The organism is Paenibacillus qinlingensis, from assembly GCF_013204845.1.
GTDB lineage: Bacteria > Bacillota > Bacilli > Paenibacillales > NBRC-103111 > Paenibacillus_E > Paenibacillus_E qinlingensis.
The window spans coordinates 286,595-311,128 of record NZ_JABMKY010000001.1 but is presented as its reverse complement, the minus strand read 5'-3'; the positions used below and the strand labels follow the sequence as shown (position 1 = coordinate 311,128).

At 40.0% G+C, this 24,534-nt stretch carries 29 protein-coding genes, 1 pseudogene and 1 other annotated feature; of the genes and pseudogenes, 17 read left to right on the top strand and 13 right to left on the bottom strand.

Annotated features, from left to right (window positions below):
* The first annotated feature begins 80 nt into the window (after positions 1–80).
* On the top strand, positions 81–1,805 hold the full coding sequence (gene acsA, locus HQN88_RS01575) for an acetate--CoA ligase (RefSeq protein ID WP_173108500.1): 1,725 nt from the start codon (positions 81–83) through the stop codon (positions 1,803–1,805).
* A gap of 110 nt (positions 1,806–1,915) precedes the next feature.
* Here the strand turns inward: acsA and HQN88_RS01570 are convergent, their stop codons facing one another.
* The gene (locus tag HQN88_RS01570) at positions 1,916–5,095 is read right to left on the bottom strand and encodes a transglycosylase domain-containing protein (RefSeq protein ID WP_173108499.1); all 3,180 of its coding nucleotides are present in this window, start codon (positions 5,093–5,095) and stop codon (positions 1,916–1,918) included.
* 127 nt (positions 5,096–5,222) lie between these two features.
* Positions 5,223–5,614: a binding site (T-box leader), on the top strand.
* A 52-nt stretch (positions 5,615–5,666) separates the two neighbouring features.
* Here HQN88_RS01570 and tyrS point away from each other — a divergent pair.
* Complete coding sequence (gene tyrS, locus HQN88_RS01565) at positions 5,667–6,929, top strand: tyrosine--tRNA ligase (protein WP_173108498.1); 1,263 nt, start codon at positions 5,667–5,669, stop codon at positions 6,927–6,929.
* A gap of 22 nt (positions 6,930–6,951) precedes the next feature.
* Here the strand turns inward: tyrS and HQN88_RS01560 are convergent, their stop codons facing one another.
* The 5 genes and pseudogenes from HQN88_RS01560 to HQN88_RS38570 form a co-directional block, all read right to left on the bottom strand.
* Entirely contained in the window at positions 6,952–7,620 is a 669-nt protein-coding gene (locus HQN88_RS01560) for a tyrosine-type recombinase/integrase (RefSeq protein ID WP_173108497.1), read from the bottom strand.
* A 64-nt stretch (positions 7,621–7,684) separates the two neighbouring features.
* Positions 7,685–7,846, bottom strand: a complete 162-nt coding sequence (locus HQN88_RS01555; RefSeq protein ID WP_173108496.1) for a hypothetical protein — start codon at positions 7,844–7,846, stop codon at positions 7,685–7,687.
* Positions 7,847–8,065: 219 nt separating this feature from the next.
* A pseudogene (locus HQN88_RS01550) lies at positions 8,066–8,525 on the bottom strand (ImmA/IrrE family metallo-endopeptidase).
* Between the two features lie 13 nt (positions 8,526–8,538).
* Positions 8,539–8,997 carry a helix-turn-helix domain-containing protein gene (locus HQN88_RS01545; RefSeq protein WP_173108495.1) on the bottom strand — a complete coding sequence of 153 codons (459 nt, stop codon included), beginning with the start codon at positions 8,995–8,997 and terminating at the stop codon, positions 8,539–8,541.
* 603 nt (positions 8,998–9,600) lie between these two features.
* A complete protein-coding gene (locus HQN88_RS38570) occupies positions 9,601–9,768 on the bottom strand; it encodes a helix-turn-helix domain-containing protein (RefSeq protein ID WP_420794191.1) in 168 nt (55 codons plus the stop codon).
* A gap of 170 nt (positions 9,769–9,938) precedes the next feature.
* On the opposite strand from HQN88_RS38570, the gene HQN88_RS01535 reads away from it, so the two are divergent.
* A complete protein-coding gene (locus HQN88_RS01535; RefSeq protein ID WP_216855590.1) occupies positions 9,939–10,211 on the top strand; it encodes a hypothetical protein in 273 nt (90 codons plus the stop codon).
* A gap of 267 nt (positions 10,212–10,478) precedes the next feature.
* On the opposite strand, the gene HQN88_RS37460 is transcribed toward HQN88_RS01535, so the two are convergent.
* Complete coding sequence (locus HQN88_RS37460; protein ID WP_246320001.1) at positions 10,479–10,649, bottom strand: hypothetical protein; 171 nt, start codon at positions 10,647–10,649, stop codon at positions 10,479–10,481.
* Here HQN88_RS37460 and HQN88_RS37455 point away from each other — a divergent pair.
* The 3 genes from HQN88_RS37455 to HQN88_RS01520 all read left to right on the top strand — a co-directional run bounded on the left by HQN88_RS37455 (position 10,579) and on the right by HQN88_RS01520 (position 12,017).
* The gene (locus tag HQN88_RS37455; protein WP_337995216.1) at positions 10,579–10,947 is read left to right on the top strand and encodes a DNA cytosine methyltransferase; all 369 of its coding nucleotides are present in this window, start codon (positions 10,579–10,581) and stop codon (positions 10,945–10,947) included. The two genes, HQN88_RS37460 and HQN88_RS37455, sit on opposite strands and share 71 nt — an antisense overlap.
* A 12-nt stretch (positions 10,948–10,959) precedes the next feature.
* A complete protein-coding gene (locus tag HQN88_RS01525) occupies positions 10,960–11,373 on the top strand; it encodes an MmcB family DNA repair protein (protein ID WP_173108493.1) in 414 nt (137 codons plus the stop codon).
* 476 nt (positions 11,374–11,849) lie between these two features.
* Entirely contained in the window at positions 11,850–12,017 is a 168-nt protein-coding gene (locus tag HQN88_RS01520; protein WP_173108492.1) for a hypothetical protein, read from the top strand.
* Positions 12,018–12,041: 24 nt separating this feature from the next.
* On the opposite strand, the gene HQN88_RS01515 is transcribed toward HQN88_RS01520, so the two are convergent.
* Complete coding sequence (locus HQN88_RS01515; RefSeq protein WP_173108491.1) at positions 12,042–12,614, bottom strand: endonuclease NucS domain-containing protein; 573 nt, start codon at positions 12,612–12,614, stop codon at positions 12,042–12,044.
* On the bottom strand, positions 12,611–12,829 hold the full coding sequence (locus HQN88_RS01510; RefSeq protein WP_173108490.1) for a helix-turn-helix domain-containing protein: 219 nt from the start codon (positions 12,827–12,829) through the stop codon (positions 12,611–12,613). Before HQN88_RS01510 ends, HQN88_RS01515 begins: the two co-directional genes overlap by 4 nt.
* Before the next feature lie 1,355 nt (positions 12,830–14,184).
* Between HQN88_RS01510 and HQN88_RS01505 the strand changes: the two genes are divergently transcribed.
* The 4 genes from HQN88_RS01505 to HQN88_RS01495 all read left to right on the top strand — a co-directional run bounded on the left by HQN88_RS01505 (position 14,185) and on the right by HQN88_RS01495 (position 15,253).
* Positions 14,185–14,394 carry a hypothetical protein gene (locus tag HQN88_RS01505; protein WP_173108489.1) on the top strand — a complete coding sequence of 70 codons (210 nt, stop codon included), beginning with the start codon at positions 14,185–14,187 and terminating at the stop codon, positions 14,392–14,394.
* Positions 14,395–14,428: 34 nt separating this feature from the next.
* Positions 14,429–14,695 carry a hypothetical protein gene (locus HQN88_RS37450; RefSeq protein WP_246320000.1) on the top strand — a complete coding sequence of 89 codons (267 nt, stop codon included), beginning with the start codon at positions 14,429–14,431 and terminating at the stop codon, positions 14,693–14,695.
* An 89-nt stretch (positions 14,696–14,784) separates the two neighbouring features.
* Positions 14,785–15,075, top strand: a complete 291-nt coding sequence (locus tag HQN88_RS37445; RefSeq protein WP_246319999.1) for a hypothetical protein — start codon at positions 14,785–14,787, stop codon at positions 15,073–15,075.
* Between the two features lie 13 nt (positions 15,076–15,088).
* On the top strand, positions 15,089–15,253 hold the full coding sequence (locus HQN88_RS01495; protein WP_173108488.1) for a hypothetical protein: 165 nt from the start codon (positions 15,089–15,091) through the stop codon (positions 15,251–15,253).
* A 384-nt stretch (positions 15,254–15,637) separates the two neighbouring features.
* Here the strand turns inward: HQN88_RS01495 and HQN88_RS01490 are convergent, their stop codons facing one another.
* Positions 15,638–16,165: a hypothetical protein gene (locus tag HQN88_RS01490; RefSeq protein WP_173108487.1), complete on the bottom strand. Its 528-nt coding sequence runs from the start codon at positions 16,163–16,165 to the stop codon at positions 15,638–15,640.
* A 1,656-nt stretch (positions 16,166–17,821) separates the two neighbouring features.
* Positions 17,822–18,124: a hypothetical protein gene (locus tag HQN88_RS01485; protein ID WP_173108486.1), complete on the bottom strand. Its 303-nt coding sequence runs from the start codon at positions 18,122–18,124 to the stop codon at positions 17,822–17,824.
* Between the two features lie 152 nt (positions 18,125–18,276).
* Between HQN88_RS01485 and HQN88_RS01480 the strand changes: the two genes are divergently transcribed.
* The 6 genes from HQN88_RS01480 (at position 18,277) to HQN88_RS01455 (ending at position 22,454) form a co-directional block, all read left to right on the top strand.
* A complete protein-coding gene (locus tag HQN88_RS01480) occupies positions 18,277–18,504 on the top strand; it encodes a hypothetical protein (RefSeq protein WP_173108485.1) in 228 nt (75 codons plus the stop codon).
* Positions 18,505–18,841: 337 nt separating this feature from the next.
* Positions 18,842–19,030, top strand: coding sequence for a hypothetical protein (locus tag HQN88_RS01475; protein WP_173108484.1), 189 nt, complete (start codon positions 18,842–18,844; stop codon positions 19,028–19,030).
* A 713-nt stretch (positions 19,031–19,743) separates the two neighbouring features.
* The gene (locus HQN88_RS01470) at positions 19,744–20,166 is read left to right on the top strand and encodes a hypothetical protein (RefSeq protein WP_173108483.1); all 423 of its coding nucleotides are present in this window, start codon (positions 19,744–19,746) and stop codon (positions 20,164–20,166) included.
* Positions 20,167–20,175: 9 nt separating this feature from the next.
* Positions 20,176–20,529 (top strand): hypothetical protein, encoded by a 354-nt coding sequence (locus HQN88_RS01465; RefSeq protein ID WP_173108482.1) that lies wholly within the window; start codon positions 20,176–20,178, stop codon positions 20,527–20,529.
* 156 nt (positions 20,530–20,685) lie between these two features.
* A complete protein-coding gene (locus HQN88_RS37440; protein ID WP_246319998.1) occupies positions 20,686–21,012 on the top strand; it encodes a hypothetical protein in 327 nt (108 codons plus the stop codon).
* Between the two features lie 884 nt (positions 21,013–21,896).
* Positions 21,897–22,454: a hypothetical protein gene (locus HQN88_RS01455; RefSeq protein WP_173108481.1), complete on the top strand. Its 558-nt coding sequence runs from the start codon at positions 21,897–21,899 to the stop codon at positions 22,452–22,454.
* Between the two features lie 531 nt (positions 22,455–22,985).
* On the opposite strand, the gene HQN88_RS01450 is transcribed toward HQN88_RS01455, so the two are convergent.
* On the bottom strand, positions 22,986–23,348 hold the full coding sequence (locus HQN88_RS01450) for a hypothetical protein (RefSeq protein WP_173108480.1): 363 nt from the start codon (positions 23,346–23,348) through the stop codon (positions 22,986–22,988).
* Positions 23,349–23,689: 341 nt separating this feature from the next.
* Complete coding sequence (locus tag HQN88_RS01440; RefSeq protein WP_173108479.1) at positions 23,690–23,995, bottom strand: hypothetical protein; 306 nt, start codon at positions 23,993–23,995, stop codon at positions 23,690–23,692.
* A gap of 181 nt (positions 23,996–24,176) precedes the next feature.
* On the opposite strand from HQN88_RS01440, the gene HQN88_RS01435 reads away from it, so the two are divergent.
* Positions 24,177–24,386, top strand: coding sequence for a hypothetical protein (locus tag HQN88_RS01435; protein WP_173108478.1), 210 nt, complete (start codon positions 24,177–24,179; stop codon positions 24,384–24,386).
* The last annotated feature ends 148 nt before the right edge of the window (positions 24,387–24,534 follow it).

Here is a 24,534-nt window from a genome sequence, read left to right as displayed (position 1 = left end):
ATGTCAAAAATCGATCACATTTTGCTCGAATTCATCAGTAAAGTGAAAGCGGTTTATTTCGTGAGGAGGGTTTTACGTTTATGGATCAAATTAAAGATGAACTCATTAAATCAGTATCCCTTAATCCAAACATGGCTAATTACGAACAAACACATGCGACATTTGATTGGGCAGACATCGAGAAAAACTTCTCCTGGTACGAAACAGGCAAAGTGAATATGGCTTATGAAGCCATTGACCGTCATGCGGAAGGCGAGAAAAAGGACAAAATCGCTTTGTACTACAGTGACAGCACGCGAGATGAAGCGATTACTTTTGGACAAATGAAAGAAAGATCCAATCAGTTTGGTAATGTGCTTAGAAATCTAGGCATTGGTAAGGGCGAGCGCGTTTTCATTTTCATGCCGCGGACACCTGAACTGTATTATTCTTTACTAGGATCGCTCAAAGTAGGCGCAGTTGTTGGACCGCTTTTTGAAGCTTTCATGGAAACTGCAGTTCGTGATCGATTGGCGGATAGTGAAGCGGTTGCGATTATCACGACGCCTAGTCAATTATCACGTGTGCCATATAGTGAACTTCCACACTTGAAGCATGTGATCCTAGTTGGGGAGAACATCGAGCTTGGTGAAGGACAAGTTGATTATCATAAGGAAATGGCCAATGCTTCTACAGAACTTGAAATTGAATGGTTGGATCGCGAAGATGGATTAATTATTCATTATACTTCGGGGTCAACAGGGAAACCGAAAGGTGTATTCCACGTTCAAAATGCGATGTTGCAGCACTATTATACGGGACAAATTGTCCTTGATTTAAAAGAAGATGATATCTACTGGTGTACGGCAGATCCAGGTTGGGTTACAGGGACTTCCTACGGGATTTTCGCTCCATGGTTGAATGGTGCGACGAATGTAATCCGCGGAGGACGTTTCAGTCCACAGGATTGGTACAATACACTTCAGAAGTATAAAGTAACCGTTTGGTACAGTGCACCAACGGCTTTCCGTATGTTGATGGGGGCTGGCGATGATGTTTCTGCAAGTTATGATTTGTCAGCACTTCGTCATGTATTGAGTGTGGGAGAACCATTGAATCCAGAAGTCGTCAGATGGGGTATGAAGGTTTATAATCAACGTATTCACGACACGTGGTGGATGACAGAGACAGGCGGACAGTTGATTTGTAACTATCCATCCATGACGATTAAACCAGGCTCTATGGGACGTCCAATTCCGGGTGTTGATGCCGCTATTATAGATGATGCTGGTAACGTTCTGCCACCGAATCGGATGGGGAACCTTGCGATCAAAACGCCTTGGCCATCGATGATGCGTAAAATTTGGAACAACCCTTCCAAATATGAAGAGTACTTCCGTTTGACCGGTTGGTATGTTTCCGGAGATTCCGCTTATCAAGATGAGGATGGTTATTTCTGGTTCCAAGGTCGCGTAGATGATGTGATTAACACCGCTGGTGAGCGCGTTGGTCCATTTGAAGTAGAAAGTAAGCTTGTTGAGCATCCAGCTGTTGCTGAAGCTGGGGTTATTGGGAAACCAGACCCTATGCGGGGAGAAATCATCAAAGCGTTTATTGCGTTGCGTGAAGGATTTATTGCTTCTGATGAACTGAAAGCTGAAATTTCTAAGTTTGTCAAAGAAGGTCTATCTGCACATGCAGCACCACGTGAGATTGAATTCAAGGACAAGCTGCCAAAAACACGCAGTGGGAAGATCATGCGCCGTGTGCTTAAAGCTTGGGAGCTTAACCTTCCTACAGGTGATTTATCGACAATTGAAGACTAATTTAGGTTCATTCACAGCTTTCTCCGTACCCTCAGTGGTGCAGAGAAAGCTTTTTTTATCCGTCAAAAAAAGAAGAACCTGGCAGGAGCCAGGTTCTTCTTCAAGTACTCTTATTTATTGTAAGCGATAGTAGCAGAGAATTTAGACTCTCCAGCTTCGTTAATGGCTGTAATTTTGTAATAGCCATTGAAAGCTGCTGCGTAGTAATGGAATTCAGTTCCATTCTCAACCGTGCCTAGTTTCGTGTAAGTGCCTTTTTCTTTATCACTAAAGTACACGACATACTGTTTGACTTTGTCTTTGGCATCATTGGCTTTCCATGTTAAGACAAGTGAAGCTTCTTCAGCCTTAGCCTTGATGCCCGTTGGGGCGGATGGAGCATCTTTGGACGCCGGCTTACCTGTAGGTGTGCCCGTTCCGGCTCCATTCCCAGTTCCAGCTCCATTCCCAGTGTCTGTTCCGGCATTCGATGTTCCTGGCGATGGAATGGTAAGGTCTTTCAATGGATTGCCATTGCTATCGACACCAGGGATGATTAATGAATCTAGAGAGCTTCCGTCCGTATAAGAGGACCGACTTGGTGTGGATTCTTTACCTGCTACATCTACAGCAGTGACATAGTAGCCTGTTATAGCTGCCGTTTGAAGTTGATCTACAAACTTCGCTTCAGCACCTGCAAGCACGACTTTTCCTCCCATGAGCTGGAACTTACCTTGATTATCTGAACGATAAATGCGATAGCCTACGATATCTGCATCCGTGTTCGGTTGGAAGGTAATTGTCGCTGTATCGCCAGATTTGACTGTTACGACGCTCAGAGGCGCTGGAGGTACTTTGCCATCGTCAACCCTTGGATCAGCTTCGGAAGGAGCATCTACGTCATAATCAGTTGGCTTATAGAAATCGATAGGCTTTCTGCTTTTCTCAGGAAGCTTTTGCATCGCTTCATCGATTTCTTTTAATAATTGCGTGATCGATTTTTGGCGTTTAATCACGACTTTCTCTTGTACGAAATCAGCAGGAGTTGATTCTTGAGCTACGTAATTAAGCCCATTTAGCGAACTGATTTTCATTTTAACCATGACATTATCTGTTTGTGTAGGTAAATATTTTTTGTTGAAAATATCGGTCACCAGATGTTCGGAGCTTGTCGTCAGCTCACTCGGAAGCATGCCGGATAAGCTGGAGACTGTTGATGAAACAATACCATCTGGCTTCGCGAATGTTTTGTTCGGGAACAGATTTGGCTTTTGCTCAATTGTTTTGTTCAAGATGAGCGCCCAGATATCTTTGGCATGGTTGGTTTGACCCGTTTTGGAAGACAATTTATTAATCGGCTGATCATAACCGATCCACACACCGACTGTTACATCAGGAGTGAAGCCCATGAACCAAGCATCAGCATCATCTTGTGTGGAACCTGTTTTTCCAGAGATCTCAATTTTGCCGTATGATTTGAATTTTTTCATGAGATCTGTAGCTGTCCCTTGGCTAGCATTGCTAATAACGGTTTTCATCATGTCTGTTATTAGGTAAGCTGTTTGCGGTGAGAACACCGTTTGGGGCTTCTGCTCTTGCGCATAGATGGTTTTGCCATTCGAATCTTTAATTTCACGAATTAAGTACGGCGCATTGAACACGCCTTTATTCGGAATGGATGCATACGCACCTGCTAGTTCCTTGACCGATGTTCCACGACTTAAACCACCAATAACACCAGTTTGTGCGACATTGTCTTCTTTAGTAAGAGACGTAATGCCAAGTTTCTTAGCGAAATCCCACGCTTGCGTAATGCCTACTTTATTGAGGAAGATATCGATCGCTGGGATATTATAAGATTGATTTAAAGCTCTTCGCGCCGTCATCAGGCCATGGAATTTATGGTCCCAGTTCTCTGGCAGATGGAAGCCTTTAACGCCATCTTTGAGAATGATTGGGATGTCATCCACGATGGTGGCAGGCTGTATGACCCCTTTTTCCAGTGCAGGGATATAAGCAGCAATCGGCTTCATGGTAGACCCAGGTTGTCTGTAGGCTTGCGTAGCATGATTCAGCTGTTCATCGAAGAAGTCGCGACCCTCAATCATGCCTTTGATGGCACCCGTTTTGGAGTCAATCATGATGGCACCGACCTGTTCAATGCCGCCTTTCTTCTCATCCGTTGGTGCGAAATTCTTCTCGTTGGCTGAAATCTCATGCATCGAATCATAAATTGTTTTATCAATCGTGGTGTAGATTTGATAACCGCCGCGTAATAGCTGTGTATGTATGTTTTTGAGTGCTTCATTATAAGCGGTTTGGTTCGTCTTCGGATCAAGCTCGGGATGTTGAAGCTTCAATAAAATTTCAGATGCTTCCTGCTCGGTCTCGATCATTAGATAAGGGTAGGTCGTATAGGCTTTCTGAGCTGCTGCCGGCATAGAAGCTTTGAGATCGAATTTCAAGGCATCTTGATATTGATCGTTAGTGATTTTGCTTTCTTCCATCATCCGCTTTAATACTAACTGTTGTCGCGTTACCGCTTTTTTGAAGCCATCCTCATCAAAAGTTGGCTTACTTGTAAATGCAGAGTATTGCGATGGAGATTGAGGTAATCCGGCTAAATATGCCGCTTGTGCAATATTCAATTTGGCTAAATCATCAATATTGAACAGACCTTTGGCAGCGGCTTTAATGCCATATAAATTATAACCAGTTGCCCCATTGCCGTATGGGATTTTATTTAAGTATGCAAGTAAAATTTCATCCTTCGACATGATGCGTTCCATCCGAAGTGCAAGCAGCAGTTCCCTTGCTTTACGGCCATCATCGCGATCAAGTGTGAGGAAAACACGTCTAGCTAGCTGTTGCGTGATTGTACTTCCACCGGTCTGCACATCTTCATTTAGAAGCTTCTGTGTGACTGCACGGTAGAGACCACGAAAATCGATGCCGCGATGATTGTAGAAATCCTTATCCTCAATGGCGAGGACGGCGTCTAACAAGTTCTGCGGGATGTCTTCGAGCTGCGCAAGACGTCGATCTTCTTCGGTCCGCAATTGTCCAATGACAGCATCATCATTGAAATAGGCGAATCCTGTGATAGCATTCTCTTGCATTTGTTGTCGAATCGCATCTTCGCTGCGGATAGGATCTTTTTTGACAAGTGCACTTACATATCCGAAAGCGGCGGATCCACCTAGCAGGCCAGCCAAAAACACACAAATAATGGCCCATTTTAATGATATTCCAATTACTTTAAATGTCGTTCTAACCCATGGACGATTCCATTTCGCGAAAAAATTACGCATAAGTTCCAATATCCTCCTTACATGACCCCTAATAGTATACCATAATTGCACCTTTTGCGGTAATGCTGATGGGAGAAAGGTTCAGTTCTAGGTTTGACAAGCATCAGATTCCTGTGTTATAACAAGTACAAATGCGTTGATGGATCAGCAGTAGGTAGCTTGTGGATGCTCTCAGAGAGCCGGTGGATGGTGCGAACCGGTACCTGCAGGTTAGTGAATTACGGTCTTGAGCAGTAAATGGGAACCTGTAGGAATGTGCCTGCACAAGTAGTATTTACCGATTAAACCTCGTTATCGGTTCTTGAGTGAAAATAGCATGCCGTGCCTATGACTTTGGTTACCACAATAGAAAGTATAAGTTTTTGGCTTCCGAAAACGTCTTTCTATTTGGGCGATAAAACCATCATTTAAACGCGGTCGCTCATCTTTGAATGGCCTCGATAGAGGTTTTATCATAGATGTACGTAAGTGCTGTTTTAATTAGGGTGGTACCGCGAGTCAAGTCTTCTCGTCCCTTTGGGATAAGAAGGCTTTTTTTGTTTTTTCATTTCATAATAAAGGATGGTTGCACATGAGTATTCTGAAGGATTTAGAGTTTCGCGGTTTGCTGCATCAAATTACGGATAGAGAAGGTTTAAACAAGAAGCTGAGCGAAGAGCGCGTTGTCCTATATTGCGGCTTTGATCCCACAGCGGATAGCTTGCATATCGGCAGTTTGCTTCCTATTTTAACATTGAGAAGATTCCAACTTGCTGGGCATGTTCCTTTAGCTTTGGTAGGCGGTGGGACGGGGCTTATTGGAGATCCGAGCGGTAAAGCGAATGAACGTACATTGAACGGCCCTGAAGTGGTTGAAGCGTGGTCGCAAAGCATTAAAAATCAGCTATCACGTTTCCTTGATTTCTCAACTGAAATTGAAAACAGTGCTGAGTTAGTGAATAATTACGATTGGTTAGGCTCCCTGAATGTGATTGAATTTTTACGCGATGTAGGCAAAAACTTTACGGTGAACTACATGTTGGCTAAGGATTCTGTAGATTCACGTATTACGAAAGGAATTTCGTTTACAGAGTTCAGTTACATGATTCTTCAATCCTATGATTTCTTGAAGTTAAATGAAACGAAGAATTGTTCCGTTCAAATTGGTGGAAGCGACCAGTGGGGGAATATTACGGCTGGACTAGAGCTTATCGGCAAATCAACAACGGATCGTCGCGCTTTTGGTGTAACATTACCGCTTGTTACGAAGAGTGATGGGCAGAAGTTTGGTAAAACGGAAGGCGGAGCTATTTGGCTGGATGCAAACAAAACTTCACCGTACCAGTTCTACCAATTCTGGTTAGGGACTGCTGACAATGACGTTGTCCGATTCCTGAAATATTTCACATTCCAATCCCAGGAAGAAATTGAACGACTTGAAGCTGAAGTAGCAGCGGAGCCAGGTAAGAGAGAAGCTCAAAAAGTGCTGGCACGTGAAGTTACGAAGCTTGTTCATGGGGGAGAGGCGCTAGAGAGTGCGCTTAATATCACAGCCGCCTTATTCAGTGGTGATATCCAATCACTATCTCGTGTTGAAATCGAAGAAGCGTTCAAGGATGTGCCTTCAACAACTTTAGAGCAAGATGACGTCGCGTTGATTGATCTTCTTATTTCTGTGGGAGCAGCACCATCCAAACGCCAATCGCGTCAAGACATTGAAAGCGGAGCGGTCACAGTAAATGGCGTGAAGGTAACGGATCTGGAAGCGACGACGAAGCAATTGGGTCGACTGGGTGAATCCTATCTCATTATTCGCCGCGGTAAAAAGAATTACTTCCTCGTCAAATTTGAATAAGCTAGTACAACAAATAACCCCCTTAGGAAAATGATCGGTGTTTTCTCTTTATCATCTTGAGGATTTTGAGTATGCGCTTAAACGAATAGAAAGCCATGTTCTCCGCGATCGGCGCGCCGTCCTGATAAGAGATGAAGACGAAGTCGTTCTCTTTGTCCACCTTCATGCCGTACGAGAACTTTGTCTCTACGCACCAGCGCTGATAACTGAGCAATTGATTAATCAGCATCTGATCGACAGGGATCTTACGGTAACTGTTTTTCGTTTTTGGTGTTCTGCATCCATATTGGTCGCGAGTGCATTCAACCGTCACTGTTTTCTCATTAAAGTTGACGTGCCTCCACCGCAAACCAAGCGCTTCACCTCTGCGAAGGCCAGTAAAGGCGAGTACAAGGATGAGCGTATAGTTCGTAATGTTCTCGTACTTCTTGGTCACTTGCAGGAATAAGTCTAGTTCTGCCGCTGTGAGAACATTCTCCAAATCACCGTTGATCTCAATGGTGATTTTTTGGAAATGATTACGGGGAATAATCTCATCCTCCACTGCTGTGTTAATCGCAATTTTAAATAAGCGATGGAATAACGCGACCGTTCTATCACTGTATTTCTTCTTGAGGACATTGTAATATTCACCGACATACGTCGATTTGTCCAGAGAGCTGAGTGTATACTTCCCGAGAAGCGGCATCATCTGAAGTTTGATGGCGTGTTTACGCTGTAATCTCGATGTGACTTCCCAACTGCTGTTGTACGTTTCATACCAACATATCGAGCCATTGGGCTATGGTCATCTGGCTATGCTCGACCTGTTTCACTTGCCCGTTCAGTAGCGCGGCCTTGACTTCCACCAGCCCTTTGAGCGCTTCCTTCTTCTCTTTCCGCTTGCCCAGATTATCGTAATACTTGTGTCGGTACATGTAGCGTTTCTCGCTGTTTTTCAGAAAATAGTAATACACTTCGTCATGTTTCGTTTTGTGGAGTTCCTTCCGTATCCATCCTTTTTTTGCGTGGGTAGACGCTCTTCGGGGCGGATTAGTAGGACAACACCTCCTTTCAGAATCTCACATTTTAAAACGAGATCATACGTTCGGTTTGGTCGTGCAGTAAACAGCCCTACAGCTGGAAAACGCAGAAGGCTAGAAATTAAAGAATGTTTTCTCGTCGCTCCAGAAACTATAGCGTGGTGGTTTCTTCAAATGTGCAATTTCTTCGGTCACACCATGTAAGCGCACCGCTTCGTAGATAGACATTCCGTTTTGAATTGACTTATCCGGAATAAGAAGTTCAACTGCCAGAGTATTTGCTTCCCGTTCAATTTTCGCAATTGATTGCAATGTGTGTCGCCTTAGAAATGGCGTGTTTACTTTAGGATGCAAAACCGCATGTCCAAGTTCATGGGCACAGGTAAAGCATTGGTCGACTTCATTTAGTCCGGAATTAATATGAATCATCGGAATCCTTTTATATGTGTTAAAGTAGCCCATCATTTCGCCAAGCGGTTCGAACAGAACAAGGATATTTCTCGGAAGCTATAGTGAAAGGATTGTTCGTCCCATATTTGCAGATAAGCTGGTTGACAAGTTGTTTAATTGCCATCAGGTAATTCCTCTTATTTGTTTTTGTTTGGGTTGAATTTCTGCTTGGCCATCTGTTTTGCTAAGCGCAAGGAGTTTTCAAGGGAAATCTTCATAAGCTCTTTTGTTTCGTCATCCATTGGTTCACCATGGAAGGCCAGAGCTTCGTTAGTTTCTAGTTCACCGATCATGCGTTCCAGATCGGTAGCAATATCACGTTCTTCTTTGGTAGAAAGTCCAAAAGAACTATGAGATGTAGTTAGGCCTTGTGTATCTTTTTTATACGTCGTATCAATATCACTTTTATGAATGCCGAAAACATCAGCAATTTTTTGAATGATTCCATGAGATGGTTTTGAACGGTATTTTAAATAGTCGCTTACAGTGGAGGGCTTAATATTTATCTTTTCAGCAAGTGTTTTCTGAGTCATATTGTGTTGTTCCAAGTATTTCTTAATGTTCTCGGCTATTACAATCTTTGGATCTACAATCATTCCCAAACACTCATCCCTTCAAGGAAATACGTTCTATTCGTATATATTTACAATATTATCGTAAATATGTGAACCGCGCAAGTATGGAAATACGAATATAACGTATTTTGTTATTGTAAATACGAAATTAACGTGTTAATTTTAGTTTAATAATAAGAAAAAACGTATTTTCGATCAAAGTGAGAAAGGAGACTTTGAAAACTTATGGATGAGCTTAGAAGTATAAGTGAGCTTAGAGAAAGTTACTGCTTGTCACAGAAAGAACTAGCTGAGATTCTTGGCATTAGCAGTAACACTTTGGAACTATGAACAGGATTCAAGCAATATACCAAATACTGTTCTTTCAGAGATTATGATTGTGTTTGATGTGAAGTACGATCAAATTTTTTTTTTTTTTTTTTTTTTTTTTTTTTTTTTTTTTTTTTTTTTTGGGTGAAAAATACGAAAAAAACGTACTGAAACGACAGATTATTTTTGATCGTGCATCCTTGTTGAAGAACTCGGTCCATGATGGAACTTGCGCAACCAGCGCGTGAGAGCGGGGATTCTTTGAAAAGTGGATATTGAAGTCGTATCAAGGCAGAACCCTCCGGTCCTTTTTAGTTAAGTTATGCCTAGCAGAATATCACTAGGGACATAAAGGGCATCGGCAAGGCGGGATAAATTCCTGTGTCCCGGTTCAAATCTACCTTCAAGCCAACGTTTCACTGTGGTGGGTGAAACGGTAATTTTTTCGGACAAGGTCAACGCGTCTATACCGCGATCTCTCATTGCGGATGATAAACACGTGGAAAAATTAAGCTCAAAGAAGAAAAAGAAGAAGACGCATCACTCCTTATTGACCGGAGGGTTCTGCCTTGATACGAGTAACTTCCATTATTCGACAAAAAGGTGCGAAAAATCCTTTAATAACGATCATCAAACGAAGGTGTTGAATCCGATTGTTAGAAACAACGAAAATCAACATTGAAATTGATGAAAAAGCAATAGCAAGTTACGTCGAACGAGAACTGCAGAAACAAATCAATCAGCAGTTACTATTCGTCGACATCAACAAGATCAGTGAACTGACTTCAATGTCAATTCGCTATCTGGAAGACGAAATTTCACCTGACCCTAGAGTCAAGATGTATGAGCGCAAGAAAAATCGTAAACGGTGGTGGCTGGCGCAACCTGCTTTGAAGGCAATAGAAGAAATCGTGAATAGTTGGTAATAAAAATCAGCGTGTGGGTAGACGCTTTGCGATTCATGGAATCAATAAAAATAAACCGAAGTCTGCCTTAGTAGTCCACTATTTTAGAACAACAGATTTTTTCTTTGAGTAACCGCTTGTTTGTGTAGAAAGAGTGCACAAGTAATTATAAGAAAGAGTTCAAAGAAAGGTGATGAAAACAAATAAATGAACCCATTATAATGTTTTACAATTTAGAAAAAGGTAGATACATAAACAGAAATGGGCATCTTGAACAAAATGTAGCATTTATTCAGTTAAAGAAATTCGCTGAATACCAAACCACTGTAAGTCAACTTCAAGCGAAAGAATATGGCGAGTCGGTCTAATAGTAATCGGCAGTGGAGATATCCACGCAAGCGCTGCTGCTATCGCAGATCCTCGAATACCGGAAGATAATGAGCGAGGTGAATGGATCATCGTTGCTCTTGACGGAACATGGCACAGACCGTTAACGACATACGAACTCGCTCTGCTGCAATCTTTTCCTCAATATATGCCAGATGGAAGACCATTCCAATTAGTTGGTTGTGCAGATGCTAAGGCAAGAGAGTATATCGGAAATGCCGTTCCTCCTGATTCTGCCGAGGAAATGGGAAATGTAATAATTCTTCTAGCAGCTGCAAAGGCCGAGGCGGGAGTGACTTTGGAATTTACTCACGAGGAAGTTTGGGTTATTCCGCAAGGAGAACGACCTGAAGCAACGATTCTTCATTAAGGAGGGCAACTGGTGAAAGTTAGAGCGGACATGATTAAACAAGTACTAGCAAAACGGCACTGGCAAGATTTCTTCCTCACTGAAGTGAAGAATGGAGCAACTCACACAAATAAAGAACTTCTAAAAATGGATGCGATGGCCATCATGAAATCATGGGCCAATCCCTGTGTTACGGGATATGAAGTGAAAGTAGATCACAGTGATTTCACACGAGCTAACAAATGGCCTGGTTACATGTCCTATTGCAATCAATTCAGCTTTGTATGTCCCACTGGGCTTATTCAACTTGACGAATTGCCCGTAGAGGTTGGTCTTATCTATTATCCAGAGAAACAGAGTCTTACGACCAAACGCAAGGCTCTCTATAGAAATATCGAGATACCTTCAGCTGTCCTTTATTACATTATAATGTGTCCGTTTAGATAACGAAAGACATCCATTTCTCAACAGCGCGAGAGAATATTTTGAAGAACTACAAGTAGATAAAAGGGAACGAAAGCAACTTGGATATTATGTATCAAAAGAAGTAGGAAAAACAATTAAAGAATTATCGGACAAGAACAGGGAATTAGAAAGAGAACACAATCGTTTAAAGCCATATACCGATCATTTGGAAATTGTTAGAGGAATTTTTAAAGAGTGCGGAATTACCGTTACTTATGGATGGGAAGATCGGTTGCGTTCGCGCCTTAGTGTTGGAGTTTCTGATGAATTGAAAACGGAGATAGGGAAGCTCAAGCAAGCGGTTGATCGAGTAAATACCATAGTAAATTAAAGAAAAGGGAGAATGAGAAAAATGAATCTCTCAGCTAACGAAAAACTTGGAGTCCTGAACAAAGTAGCTGAAGTGCAAATAAAAAAAGAAAAACAACGGTGAATGGATATGCAAACATGAGGAAGCCATGATCAAACGTGGTAACAATATCATTGCTTATTTTATGTACATGCCAACAAAAGAAACTGCCGTCGAACATTACTTTTATTTCGTCACGCAGCCTGACACGGTGATCCTCCTGATGAATGGGTTTTCAGAATATAGGTTTGACGGTATTCAATTTTCAGAAGTATAAGATCTAAAAGGAGCATGAGAGAGCTTATCCCTCTTGCTCCTCATAAATTTTAAATAGTTTTTCAACCGGGATATTGAGTGCTCTTGCAATAGCAAACATGTGAGTAGCATTATGAGAATGCGTTTTATCAAATCTAGATAGAGCTGCTTGCGGTACTCCGGACATTTCGGATAACTTCTTATGTGTAATTCCTCGATCGGTAAGAATCTCTTTGAGTACAGGTCTAACGAAAGTTGGTCTTGTTGTTGGTATGTATTTAAAATTCTGTAATTCAACTGCCCTTATTTTTTCATCATGCAAACAAGCTAACTTAGTTAATTCATCAACTCGTGGAGATGCTATGTATCCAAACGCAGATTTTCCGGTTTGTCTTTTAAATGCGGTGAGGTATCTTTTGATTTGATTAAAAGCGGATATATCTGCAATTTCCTTTTTCAATTCGATGATATAAAAATTATCACCTTCTCTACCGAGAATATCAACGCGATAGGAGTTGTTTATTCGGTACTCTTTAGCTACAAATTCTAAACCAAAATACAAATCTAAGTTTTCGATCAAATATTCTTGTAGTTCCTCCTCAGAACCATATGTAATCAACTCAAGTCATCTTCTTCCGTAAATTCAATTAATTGACTAATAGACGTAAGTCCTAAAGCCTCATAAATTTTTGTTAATGCTTCTGGAGACCACTGTTTTGCTTTGTTATTCACTAAATCACTTACAGTATTTGCACGAATTCCGGTCATAACGTGGAGTTTATACATTGAAATTTCTTTTTCTGCGAGTACTTTATTAAGTTTTAAACGAAGCATTACTCACACCTCCTATACACTAATTGTAACACAAAATGTTTAACGAATATAGTTGAACTAATTGTTAACTAATAACGAAAATCGTTACAAAATTAGTTTATTGTGGAGGGTGAGAAAATGAATGATTGGGTACTAATTCTGACAGCGATCATCCAGTGCTTCACGGCACTCACGATCATTCGTAAGGAAGCAGAGAAAAAAGGAACCAAAAAACGACGCGTAGGGCGCAGACGTTAAAAGTTCCTCGGAGGGGTCAAAAGACCTCTCCCCCTAATCTTAACATATAGCGTTGAAAATATAAACTGGAGGTAATCAGCATGGAGATCGTTACTTGGGTCTTCATCGCATTGGCATTTGCTCTGAGTATAGGTGGATTAATAAAGGTTTCTCGGAAGAAATAAGCTGGGAGGTAACCAAGGGAGGTATATAAAGAAAAAAATGGATGAATGATCAAGGAACATGGATCGTAGAAACTGACGGGGAACTCGATCAAGGTGCGTTTGTCAGATTCAACGTCCGTCGCAAACAATGGCACGGAGAAACACCAGTATTTGATGTTTGGGACGCAGAGTTTATTCGCAAAGGAACTTATATTCTTTTCTCTACTCCCGCCTGATGAGCAACCAGATGGATACTGGTCGAAACCATTTCGTTGAATCAAACGAGATGGTCGCGGATATCCGCTTACGCTTGTCTTGCACGACAGGCGGCACGTTGGATGGTGCAGTTCATCCACTTTACATAGATGTTTTAAAAGCTATTTGCAATTTAAATAGCTGGAGGAAATAGCATGTTCGGCTGGTTTAAAACGGATTATCAAACGATCTAAACAGCAGCATGATCAGCTTCAAGATATAACAGTACCGGTGATGATTCTACGATTTGCGGAATCTCAACAACGAAAGAGCAAAAAGGAAATATGTAGCGATTTACTGGACATGGTTAAAGAATACGAAAGACCAACAAGAGCAGAAGCCTTTAAGGTTTGGAGTGCTAACGCGAAGGAGTTAGATGGGCTGAGCAGTTTATTGGCGGCCTAAGCAACAGAAGGTGGCTAAGGAAATTTTTCCTTAGCCATTAATAAAGAAAGGTGGCTAGATGATGCTCTCGATAGATTTATCAACTTACACATGCTATCAACGCCTGTAAAAGAGGCTATTGCCTTCTACACGGCTTTTGCTGTACTTCCAACTAATTACACACCCGAAGAAAGAGAACGCCATTATGCGACTCTTGAACTAGTTGGATACATTGAAGGCATAGGTTCAAATCCGTAGTACGTCGGTAGTAGTTATGCGGCAAACTGGAAATAGATCAATTGAACAATTGAACTCTGCTAGGAGGAAAAAAGCTAATTGAATGTAAAAACAATGACCGGCTCCTTGTGGAGAGATCGAGATGACAATCTGTATATCGAAACAAATATCAAGACTGTTCACCGCCTGGTGGTTACTAGAGCAGAAGAAATCTATTTTGAAGATTTTCGACTTTTTGTAATAAGAAAACCTGAAGGAATGGCATTATGGACAATCGGTAACGACGCTATGTTATACAACACAATATAAATAAGCGATTGAATAAGAAGAGGTGGTGAGAGAGATGATGTTTCCTAAGCCAGTACGCAAGGAGAAAGCGAAGAAGCCTTATATCAGCCTGCAACAACGCGGACCGAAGGATAGAAAAGAAGTCGCTGAATGGCGTAAGGACATCCTTTCTCATCACCATTCAAAACCAAGCAAAGCAGATCGTGCTGAGTTTCCAAAGTCAGTTGTGTCAGAGGCTATCGAACGTTCTGGGGGTATTTTCCAATGCTGCAAGCAAGTGCGATGCACGACAACAGGGGCCGAGGAGGTCGAGGAGTCCTAAGCAATCCATATAGGGCATGAGGTGATTGCCATATCAATATCGAAAGTAACGACGAATTAAAGAATGTATTCATTGATGAATATCGCGTTATGTATGGAGAAAATTTCTGGTTTGACGAACAAGATTGGGATGAACATAACCGCAAGCAAACGGCGTTACGCAATTCTGAGAAAGAAAAGAGTATGCGCACCGAGCAGTTATCACCCATCTTGACCTTGCTTACAACTGCTGCCGGTAGATCACTGAAGGCGAGAGAGCTACGTCTTCTTGAAAACATGGATGAAAAGGAAATAGCTGTCTTCGCTAAACTCATGCAGGATGTTGTGAGCGTAGAACAGATCAATGAACCTCAATTTGGTTATGGATATTTTAATGATTAGGAGCGGGAAAATAATGTTACAGCTTTCGAGAAAAGAGGCTGCTGTTTACGAGAAATTAGGAGCAGGAGCGTTGCCAAGAGATATTGCCAGTAAGATTGGAGTACATCGCATTACGGTTATGTACTTCATAAATAAATTGGTCATTTCAGGCGCTGCAAAGAGAGCTCAGGTCGCGTAGATGGATGCATTTCTTATCGTGCTTTACCAGTTCCTTTTGAAATCGTCGCAAGGAAGAAGAGGGCCACGGAGCAGGGGATATCCAAGTTGCACGAATTTTCAAAATTAGAGCTGACGGAGGATCAACTATTCTATCTCAGAAATCATCATTCCATTATCAAACGTACCAATCTTGCAAAGAGGTTAAATATCAGCAAGTTACATCTTAATTTTGCTTTGTTGTTGCTGGGATGTGCATCTCCTGATCATTTGGATGTCATTTAAGGTGATCCTATTCACCCCCAATAAAGGAATTTGAATTACTCTACTTAGATTATGCCTAGTAGAGTAATTCAAGAATAATTTTTATTCAGGTTTCGGAATTCAACTTAAATCAAAATTTAGTTTAACGTAATCTAAAAGCTATATAAGGTTTCATTCCCCAAGTTGTGGTTACTGTATTACCACACACCACGTTTTTTCCGGAATATTTAATTGCACCTGCTTTAACATCGAGAGTATCAAATTGTTTCAAGGCTTCACTCGCATCTTTTCCTTGTAAAGCTCGTTTAATAACATCCGCGGCGAGTTCATTAACTTGTTTTCGTATTTCATCTGTGAACTTTTGCTTCGCATCTGATGCAAGTGACGAAATCGTACGTTCAACTAATTGTTCAATCCAAAGTAAAAAGGGACCTGGATTAGAGCTAACCACGGAAACTCCAGCTGCGACGACGCCTTGAATAGCATCCGTTTCTGAAATGTCATCAGACCAAGCTACAATCCAACCACCGTTTTCAACCTTTTGCTTAAGGTCAAATTTATTAGTTTTATAGCCTGTGTAACCGCATATATCTCCCGGATTTGGCCAATCCCATCTTTCAGTCATTACTTCTGAATCTGTAGTTTTGATTTCAGTCATTGTTGCACTCATTAGACTTGACTCCTCCCAGTTATCAATTATTTTTAATGACCAGCGCTGGACGAGTATATGTTTAGTCGCAAGGAAATAAAGTATACATTGTAAAAAAAAGTAAAAATTATGTTTCAATGATCGGCTAACCAACATTGTTGTTGTGGGAGTGGTTAGCACATTAAAAACAAATTAACGTCACACAACATATTGAAAAGGGAACGTGTGTGAGGATGAATTTGCAATATTAAGGACATAATCATCGCGGTCGAATTGCATGGGTTGATAAAGACTATTACTATGAAGCCCTATTTAGGTTTTGAAATGGAAGAATGGCAAATACCACGTTATCGGGAGTTAGTTAAGACTTCGGAGATTTGTATGGGGAGGAAGCTCACAAAAGCAGAAGCTCGGACAATGAATTGGTTGTCTGGGGGTGAACCAGACGCATGTGTCAAAAGAAAGGATATACTTTGGCGTACCGTACATACAACAAATAAAATACAACAGCTTCCGTTCACTGTATTTAGCACTAATTGGTAATGAACACCGACTGAATATTAAGGTGCCGGAAGGCACCATTGTTTTACCGTTTAAGGATTGAACAGATGTAGCATTTATGTTTTTTCTTGCCTTTGATTTGCTGAAGGTTTTCACAGTATACGCATTTCATGGTAAGTCACCTCCGATGTTATTATGCCCGGGGTGCTGGAAATTAATAAATAAGGTGTTCCATGGCGAATGTTTTATGAGAAGTGTGTGTGGAAGTTGAGCGAAGTAGAATTATATAAGGAGATATAATGCCTTCGGATTCGGCTTTAAGCTGAATTCGTGCTCTTTAACATCCATCACCCAAAATACATCGTCTGGCATCAAATGAGCCTTAACTGCGTAGCAGCTAAACTCACGTATGCCTAAATCAATTCAGAGTTAGCGGCCTGTGGCGCTGTCTACTCTACAATTGTGGCTGCAAAAGCAGATTGTACAGAAAAAATTAGAGAAGATGTGATGATACCAATGGCTAAGGTTTTTTTAGAATTTTTTTTCAACATAAAGTGTATTTCCTCCTAAAATTTACTATATTTAACCACGAGTTTCATATTTTTATAAATTCCAATTAAAAACAATTAATAATTCAACTTGTAATATTATTGAAATAAATGGAAATTATCTTTATGTACTTTTATTATAATTAATATGCATGCAGGAAACGTTTTAATATCGAATGACATGTGGTGAGCACCACTTGGAAGAGTACGTAAAGAAAGCATTACGGTCATTCGAAGGATCATTTATTAATGCCAACAATGAAATAATTTTAAATCCAAGAAACAACTTGTATTTTCGACTCGACAATGTAGAGAGCGAATTAGAATTCAAATGCAAAATGTTCGCTTGGGTATCAAGACCAATTGCAAACGGGCTAAACAAGTATTGGGCGCCGAGAGTTTTAAAAAGTTTCAACAACTTCATGGGAACTGAATTCAGAAAAGACGACATGTATCAAATTTATGATCGCTTAGGTAATGATGTAAACCTACGTTTAATAACTATTAATAAATTAGATTTATTACTTCTAACTTCGACATGGATTTATTGCCTAGGGATTGACTGAATATTGAAGTACAAGTTAATGAGATAATACCCTCAAAATTAAGATGAGGGTATTTCTAAGAATTATTCTTCCGTGTAAAACAGTTTGTAATTAATAAAGGCATGACATTGCCAATGCCTTTCATTAGTCCCCCATGTTTTATGTTGTTCCAAATCAATAATATCGTAACTAACATAATCAACATGATCGAATTTTGCGTTTGGGATTATTGCTTGGACAATACCAATATCTTCATTTTTGGCTTTCTCATTTGCCGCTTGCATTCCAGCTGCTTGAATATCAGCATCAGATGGTCTGTCATGGCGGTTTCTCATCCAGAAGTCTGTTTTTAACACCTTGTTCAATACAGAAATTGTTGCTGGCATTTCAGCTCACCCCCCTTTGATGAAAGTAGTATCTGCTTTATGAAAATATACTACACAGGTAACTCATGGAACGGATTATTACGATTGAAGAAAAATATTTCCTGCGCACTAGTGGACATTGCTGAATAATCAAGAACTTGGGAGGGTTTTCAATGTTTAATACAACAGAAGTAAAAACATGGCAGCCAATTATTCCAGCAGGGTTGGATCCAGTATGCATATCTCCCGACGATTCGGTAGATGAAATAGTAGGCAATCTGGGTAAAGCAGCAAAGGTAAAATTTAAGTTTACTGAGTTTGCAATTATGAGAAAGACAATTGTCGATGGTCTGAAAATGTTAGATTGGCTTGATGGCGAGTACACTGTGTTCCCCGACTAGAAGATTAAGGTACACACATATAAGCAGAGCCAACTCGATAAAATGCCAGAGTTCGAAGGGTACTGACGGACAGCTTTGAGTATCGAAGATCTTGATGGAGGTTTTTACATGATATGTCCAGAGTGCAAAGAGGAACGGGAAGAACGGCATTTGCATGTAGATGACGATCAGTGCGAATTTTGCATGATGGACGATGCTGGGTATGATGACGGGAAAAACGACATCTGTCCAACATGCAAAGAAATCTATAAAGATTGTTCGTGTGGTCATGAAGGCGATGAAAACTAATTGATGAATAACACATCGTGAATATCGAAGATCTTAAGGAGGAATGAGAATGGCAAGAACGCCTAGCGCACAGCTTGTAGATGAATTGCGTGAGATTGCGAAAGGATTTAGGACAATGTATCCACCGGATATTTGGCAGTTGTTAACCAAGTATGACCTCCAATGTGACCATAGTTGGAAAAATCGAAAAATCGACTACCAATGTACGAAATGCGGTAGAGTGACTACAAAATCATGAACACATCTTGAATATTGAAGGACTTGGAGGTGCGAAAATGGATTTAGAAAGAAGAAATGCGTCTTAGAAGAAGCAGTCGGAGGATCACATACAATCTGCTTTTCGATTAATGATTTCACTTTAGACGATTTGACAGAGCTTGTGAAGGAAGCAAAGAAAAGAAACGTAGAAATTAGACTATTCCACGAAACAAGCAATTTTCATTGTGGTGTCTTAGCGGAAGTTCAGAGGTATAAAGATCGGACGAAATGCCATGCGGAAATTGAATGAGCATTCGTGAATATTGAGGATTGTAGCAATGTTTAGACGCTCCTTCATGGTGGCGGAGCGTCTAAACATATCGAGGTAATGTTCGGTATGGTCACGAACACAGCTGAATATTGAGGAACATCATTTATACTTTTTTAATGATGAGTAAATTAATGACGCTATTGTCGAGATCAATCCAAGTACAGTTAAAGCAAAGCTGATAATGCCGTATCCCAGATTGTCGAATCCTACATGGGGGGACTATGGATTGCATAATACCAAAGTAGTATCCCTGTAGCAAGTAACATGCAACTGATTGTAATGAGTATTTTCTCTTTCATACTTAGTCATCAATCCTTTCAATCAAATCATAACAAAGATTGCAAGTGTAAATAAGTACTAACTATTTGTAGTACTAAGAAATGAACACCGTTTGAATATTGAGGATCATGAGGAGGTTAGGCATGAACGCAAAACAACAGTTAGAAGAGAATGGCATGGTTATAGCATTATTGGAAGCAGACCTTTTAGTATCTCAGACGGAGATTCAACAATTACGGTTGGATATAAAATCAGCTTGTGATTCCAGAGAGCTTCAGATCAAAAATAACCGAGAAATAACTGTGCAGTACAACCAACGTATAAAACAAAATTTATTATTGGGTGAAGAACTTACACGTCTAAAACAATTCAATGATGCCTTCATACCAATCCTAATTGATGAATGGCACGAAGATAAAGGCGATGTGTTGTGGTGGTCATTCCCGATTCAAGAGCCTCCGTATTGTGGGTCACCACTTGACTCAGATTGGCCGGACTACCACACAATGGACTCCACTTATTATACCGGAGTTGCCGAAAAGCGAAGGAATTTTGAGAACTATTAGGAGGACACCTTGAATACTTTAACGATTACTATCTCATGGCTGCCTGAGTCGGCATTGGATGCGCTTGAAGACCACTTTGAAGAATTAAACGACGAACATCTCATTGAAGATCAAACCCAACTTCACACTTTGCGCTCATTAATTATGGGATACCGTGCTGCTTGGGATGAAATTGAAAAGAGGCAAAGTAAGGAACATTTGCTAAATATCGCTGTAGAGGCTCTAAAGAAGGTCCAGTTAGGAGTATACGATTGCGATGTGCCACCAGTTGTTGAAGAAGCACTTAAACAAATACAAGTTAATCAAAGTGATAAATCCACAGAGGGTGATCCATATGAGCAAGGGTTTAAGAGCAATCATTGAGAGTTCCTCAGCTGAACTCGAAGACAACAAGAAAATAATTCAAGTAACATACTTTGATGAAATAACCGAGGAAGATATCCGCAAGACAAAGTGGCTACTCGGAAAATACGTTGATATGGTCGATATCATTAAAACTATGAGTACGCTCTTAAAGAAATGGAGAATGGCTTATCTGCCTATGATTTGCTTTCTGTAGAAGGAAATGCAGCGAAACGCATTACTGGACAAGAAGTAAAGGCAGACGTAACAGGTAACTCCGTTGTTCTGAAAGACAGTCGGCACGCGAACTATAAATTCTATTTAGCAATAACCAATATTATCAAAAGCGTAATAAACAACATCAGGAAGCCGCATGAGAAACAAGCAGTCAAACTCTTATTTATAGACGGTATGGAGTATTTAAAGGCTCGAGCATACATTGAGAAGGGTTACAAAAAGGATATTGATCCAATAGCGGCAACAACTTTTGCAGACGAGCTATAGCCAGCATAGCAAGCAGCTTAAAGATCAATCGAACATTGGACTTCGTTGTTATTGACTATGGGAGAGGGCGTAATACTGATGGTGAGATTGGATTGAGACTTCCAAATCAATGAGTAATGAATTAGTAGTAAATCCGTATAAATCACGGAATGATTACTTATTACAATATAACTGTACCATTATTAGAAGGCGAAGGAGTCAGTACAATGTAGTTACATCTCTGCGAGGCAAAGCCAGACACTATGTGTGATCAGGAGAAAAAGTAGCCGATAAGAAAACCAATTGGGATAGGACAATGATGGGCAATAGCCCTAGTCCAATATGGCTCCATTCCGGAGATGGCGCATTAGGGGTAAGAGCATCAGAATAAATTACCGCTTAACAATGGTATTAGCGTGCGGGTTACATTTTTAGACTTTGCTGACTCCCTCTTCAAAAGGATAAGAACAAAGTTTGGTTCGCCATAAGCCACGTAACCGCCTGTGTGACTCGCGTTTGATCGTTTGGGGAAATGCAACTCTCACAGTGATATCATAACAGTGGTACCACATTCCTTACAGTAGGACAAACCATACCTTCCCAAAAGTATCTCAGGGCATTGTGAACCTCCTGGACGGGGCAAAAGTCTAGAGCGAGAGATACCTCCTTTATAAGCGGTGAAGCTAATCATTATTAAGTATGGACAGCAGCGCAAAGCCGACAGAGTAAACAAGAGTTGGCACTGCATCTTCAAACTAAAAAAGAAATAGTTAATTAAAGGTAAGCTCTTACATGTGGCGAATTAAGTTACATTCAAAACTTTTGGGGTTTTTACTGTGGGTTAAAAATCATTTATCTCTTGGTCGATAGGAATAGCGAGTTTTTGGTTAATTTCAGGCTTTGTGATGACTAGGCTTTTTGGAGATGATAGAGGTACAGCTGGAGATATGTTTGGAGCAATTAATTCTCTTTTTACTGGACTTGCATTTGCAGGAATAATCTTCACAATAATTATTCAGCGTCAAGAGTTATCTCTTCAACGAGAGGAACTTAAGTTACAGAGAGAAGTAGTTGCCCGATCTACAGCAGAACTGGCAGGCCAAAGAGAAATGATGAATTTGCAGAGATTTGAAACAACGTTTTTCAACTTGATTACAGCTCACAAAACTATTGTGTCATCTGTAACTTCAGGGAAACTTACAGGTATTGATTTATTCGAAACATATTATTCTGATTTGAGTAATGATATTTCACGTCATCCAAATGGGATAAATAGCACTCAATTTGAGATGATTAGTAATCCGTATTTATCTATTATGAAAAATCTCATGCTGTGTTATGATAATTTCATTTTTATTCTCCAGTTCGTCAGAGATGAATTGAAACTAAATGATGAACAAAAATACAGCTATTCAAACATATTTGTTGCACAATTACCGAAAAGTCAAATAGGGATGTTTTAATATTTTCTCGAATACAAGAAAAACAAGGGACATTTGGATTATCAACATCACTTAGCATTAATGCATTCTTTTGGTATTAACAGTATCATATCGGAATTAGAAGATAATTCTAGAAAAATGTTTTAGGGAGTGAGACTAACGTCTTATCTCCCTATTTTCATTAAAGAAGGTTTAAGTTGTTATATAGAGGAGTCTCCGCTTACTCCGTTGAACTGGGAAGTATTGGGAGGTGAGGGAGTATGAGAGAAATTGATTTTACTAAGTGTAGGAGCGCAAGTAAATATCTTAGAAGACTCCAATTTTCTACAATTTAGTGTAGCATAACAAGAAAAAGACACGCAGGCGCTTACCCACATGCAATTTGTGAAGAGTGTTTTTGGTCGGACACTCAGTATATGTCTATTTAGTATGATGCAGGTCTGCCTCCAAACGTTAAAAAAAGAAAATAAACCTAAAAATATAAGAACTGATGTAAAGAGCACGAGAGAAAGCTGTCCATTGAGCTTTTTTCATGATAAATTAGCAAACATTCTAATTTATCATCCCCATTTCACGTAATTTCTTCTTGATACCCTCTAGTTTTATTCTTTTTAACTCCTCAGAAACGTAATGGACTATTTCAGGTTTGTCAGATACTCTATGAAGTAAGTCGAAAAGTAATGTCTGACGTGCTTGCCCGATATCTCTAACCTTCATTAAATCAGTCCGAGTTGCGTTTAATAGGCTCTCGACGTTTTGATAACCCGCGCTATTCAGTGCCTTCCAGATCCTTGTCAGATTTGCTTCTGTATCAGTATCATTTCTAGCTTCAAAGATGCATGATATATCTTTTTTTAAAAGTACTTCTGGAATAGAAAATAAATGTTTGATTGGTGTGTTTTTGTTATTTATCATAGTTGATTCACCTCAGCATAGGTGGACTATTCAAGCGGTGTTGTGTAGTCCAAGCTCTTGTTCTAAATGAAGGACTTGATGAAAATAATTCAATTGGGTAGCTTTCACTAATGTTAGAGCTACGTAGAGCAGTCGACTTGAAATGGGGTTGGATGGATCAAGTATTCAAAAAAAGTAGCTGAAGTTGCTGAGGTACATGAAACATACTATGAAAAGATGAAGATGAAGATGAAGATGAAGATGAAGATGAAGATGAAGATGAAGATGAAGATGAAGATGAAGATGAAGATGAAGATGAATGAGTTAATTGAAAAGATGGGGACGTAGCTTGATTTGTTGTTTTAAAGTTCAAGAAAACGCTGAATGTATCTTTTAACAGCATGTGCTTGCATGTCTTTCCAATCGGTAAATTGTGTCTGTTGAGCTACATGAGCATCGAACAGATCACTAGGGTTTCTGAACGCCATTTGGTTTTGAACTTCAAATCCTCCTAATTTTAAAAATTCTTCAAACGAGTGGAATTTTGTGAAGTTTTTCATGAAATCTGAATTAAACAGTATTCTCAAGAAAACACATGATGTTTGAGAAAAAGATTCAAGGTCTTTCTGGAGTTGCTTCATTTTCCTATAATCAATAATGACGGTCATATCCTGGCCCCCTGTCTGCACTACGCCCTATTATTATTAAATAACAAATATCCCGATAGGGGAAGATACTTATAGTCGTCATTAAGGGTTATCTACGTGCATAATCAAATGATATTATCATAAACAGGATTGGAATCGATCGAGACGAATCTAACGGCACTGCGGAAGGGTGAAAGTTGGAATGGCCATTCAACAGCAAGCAGTGATTCTTGATAACGGTGTGGCAAATACGATTTTTAACACTTGGATTAAACCTGAGTGGCATGTAGTAGAAGATAAAAAAGTTGGCGCTTTGGACGAAACATTAGTTGAGTTATCTAAACAACAGAAATATTATAATTGGCTTGCAAATCAGCTGCGAAAAGTATCAGGGCAACAATTAGATTCATAGCAAAGGATATAAAGATCCTACCTTTTTGAACTAATTACTAAAATAGGTAATTATCTAATAAAAATAGAAAATGTTATGGTATTAAAGAAATTTTTACATAAAAATCCAGTAAATGGTTGGATGAAATATGTAATAAAATGTATGATTC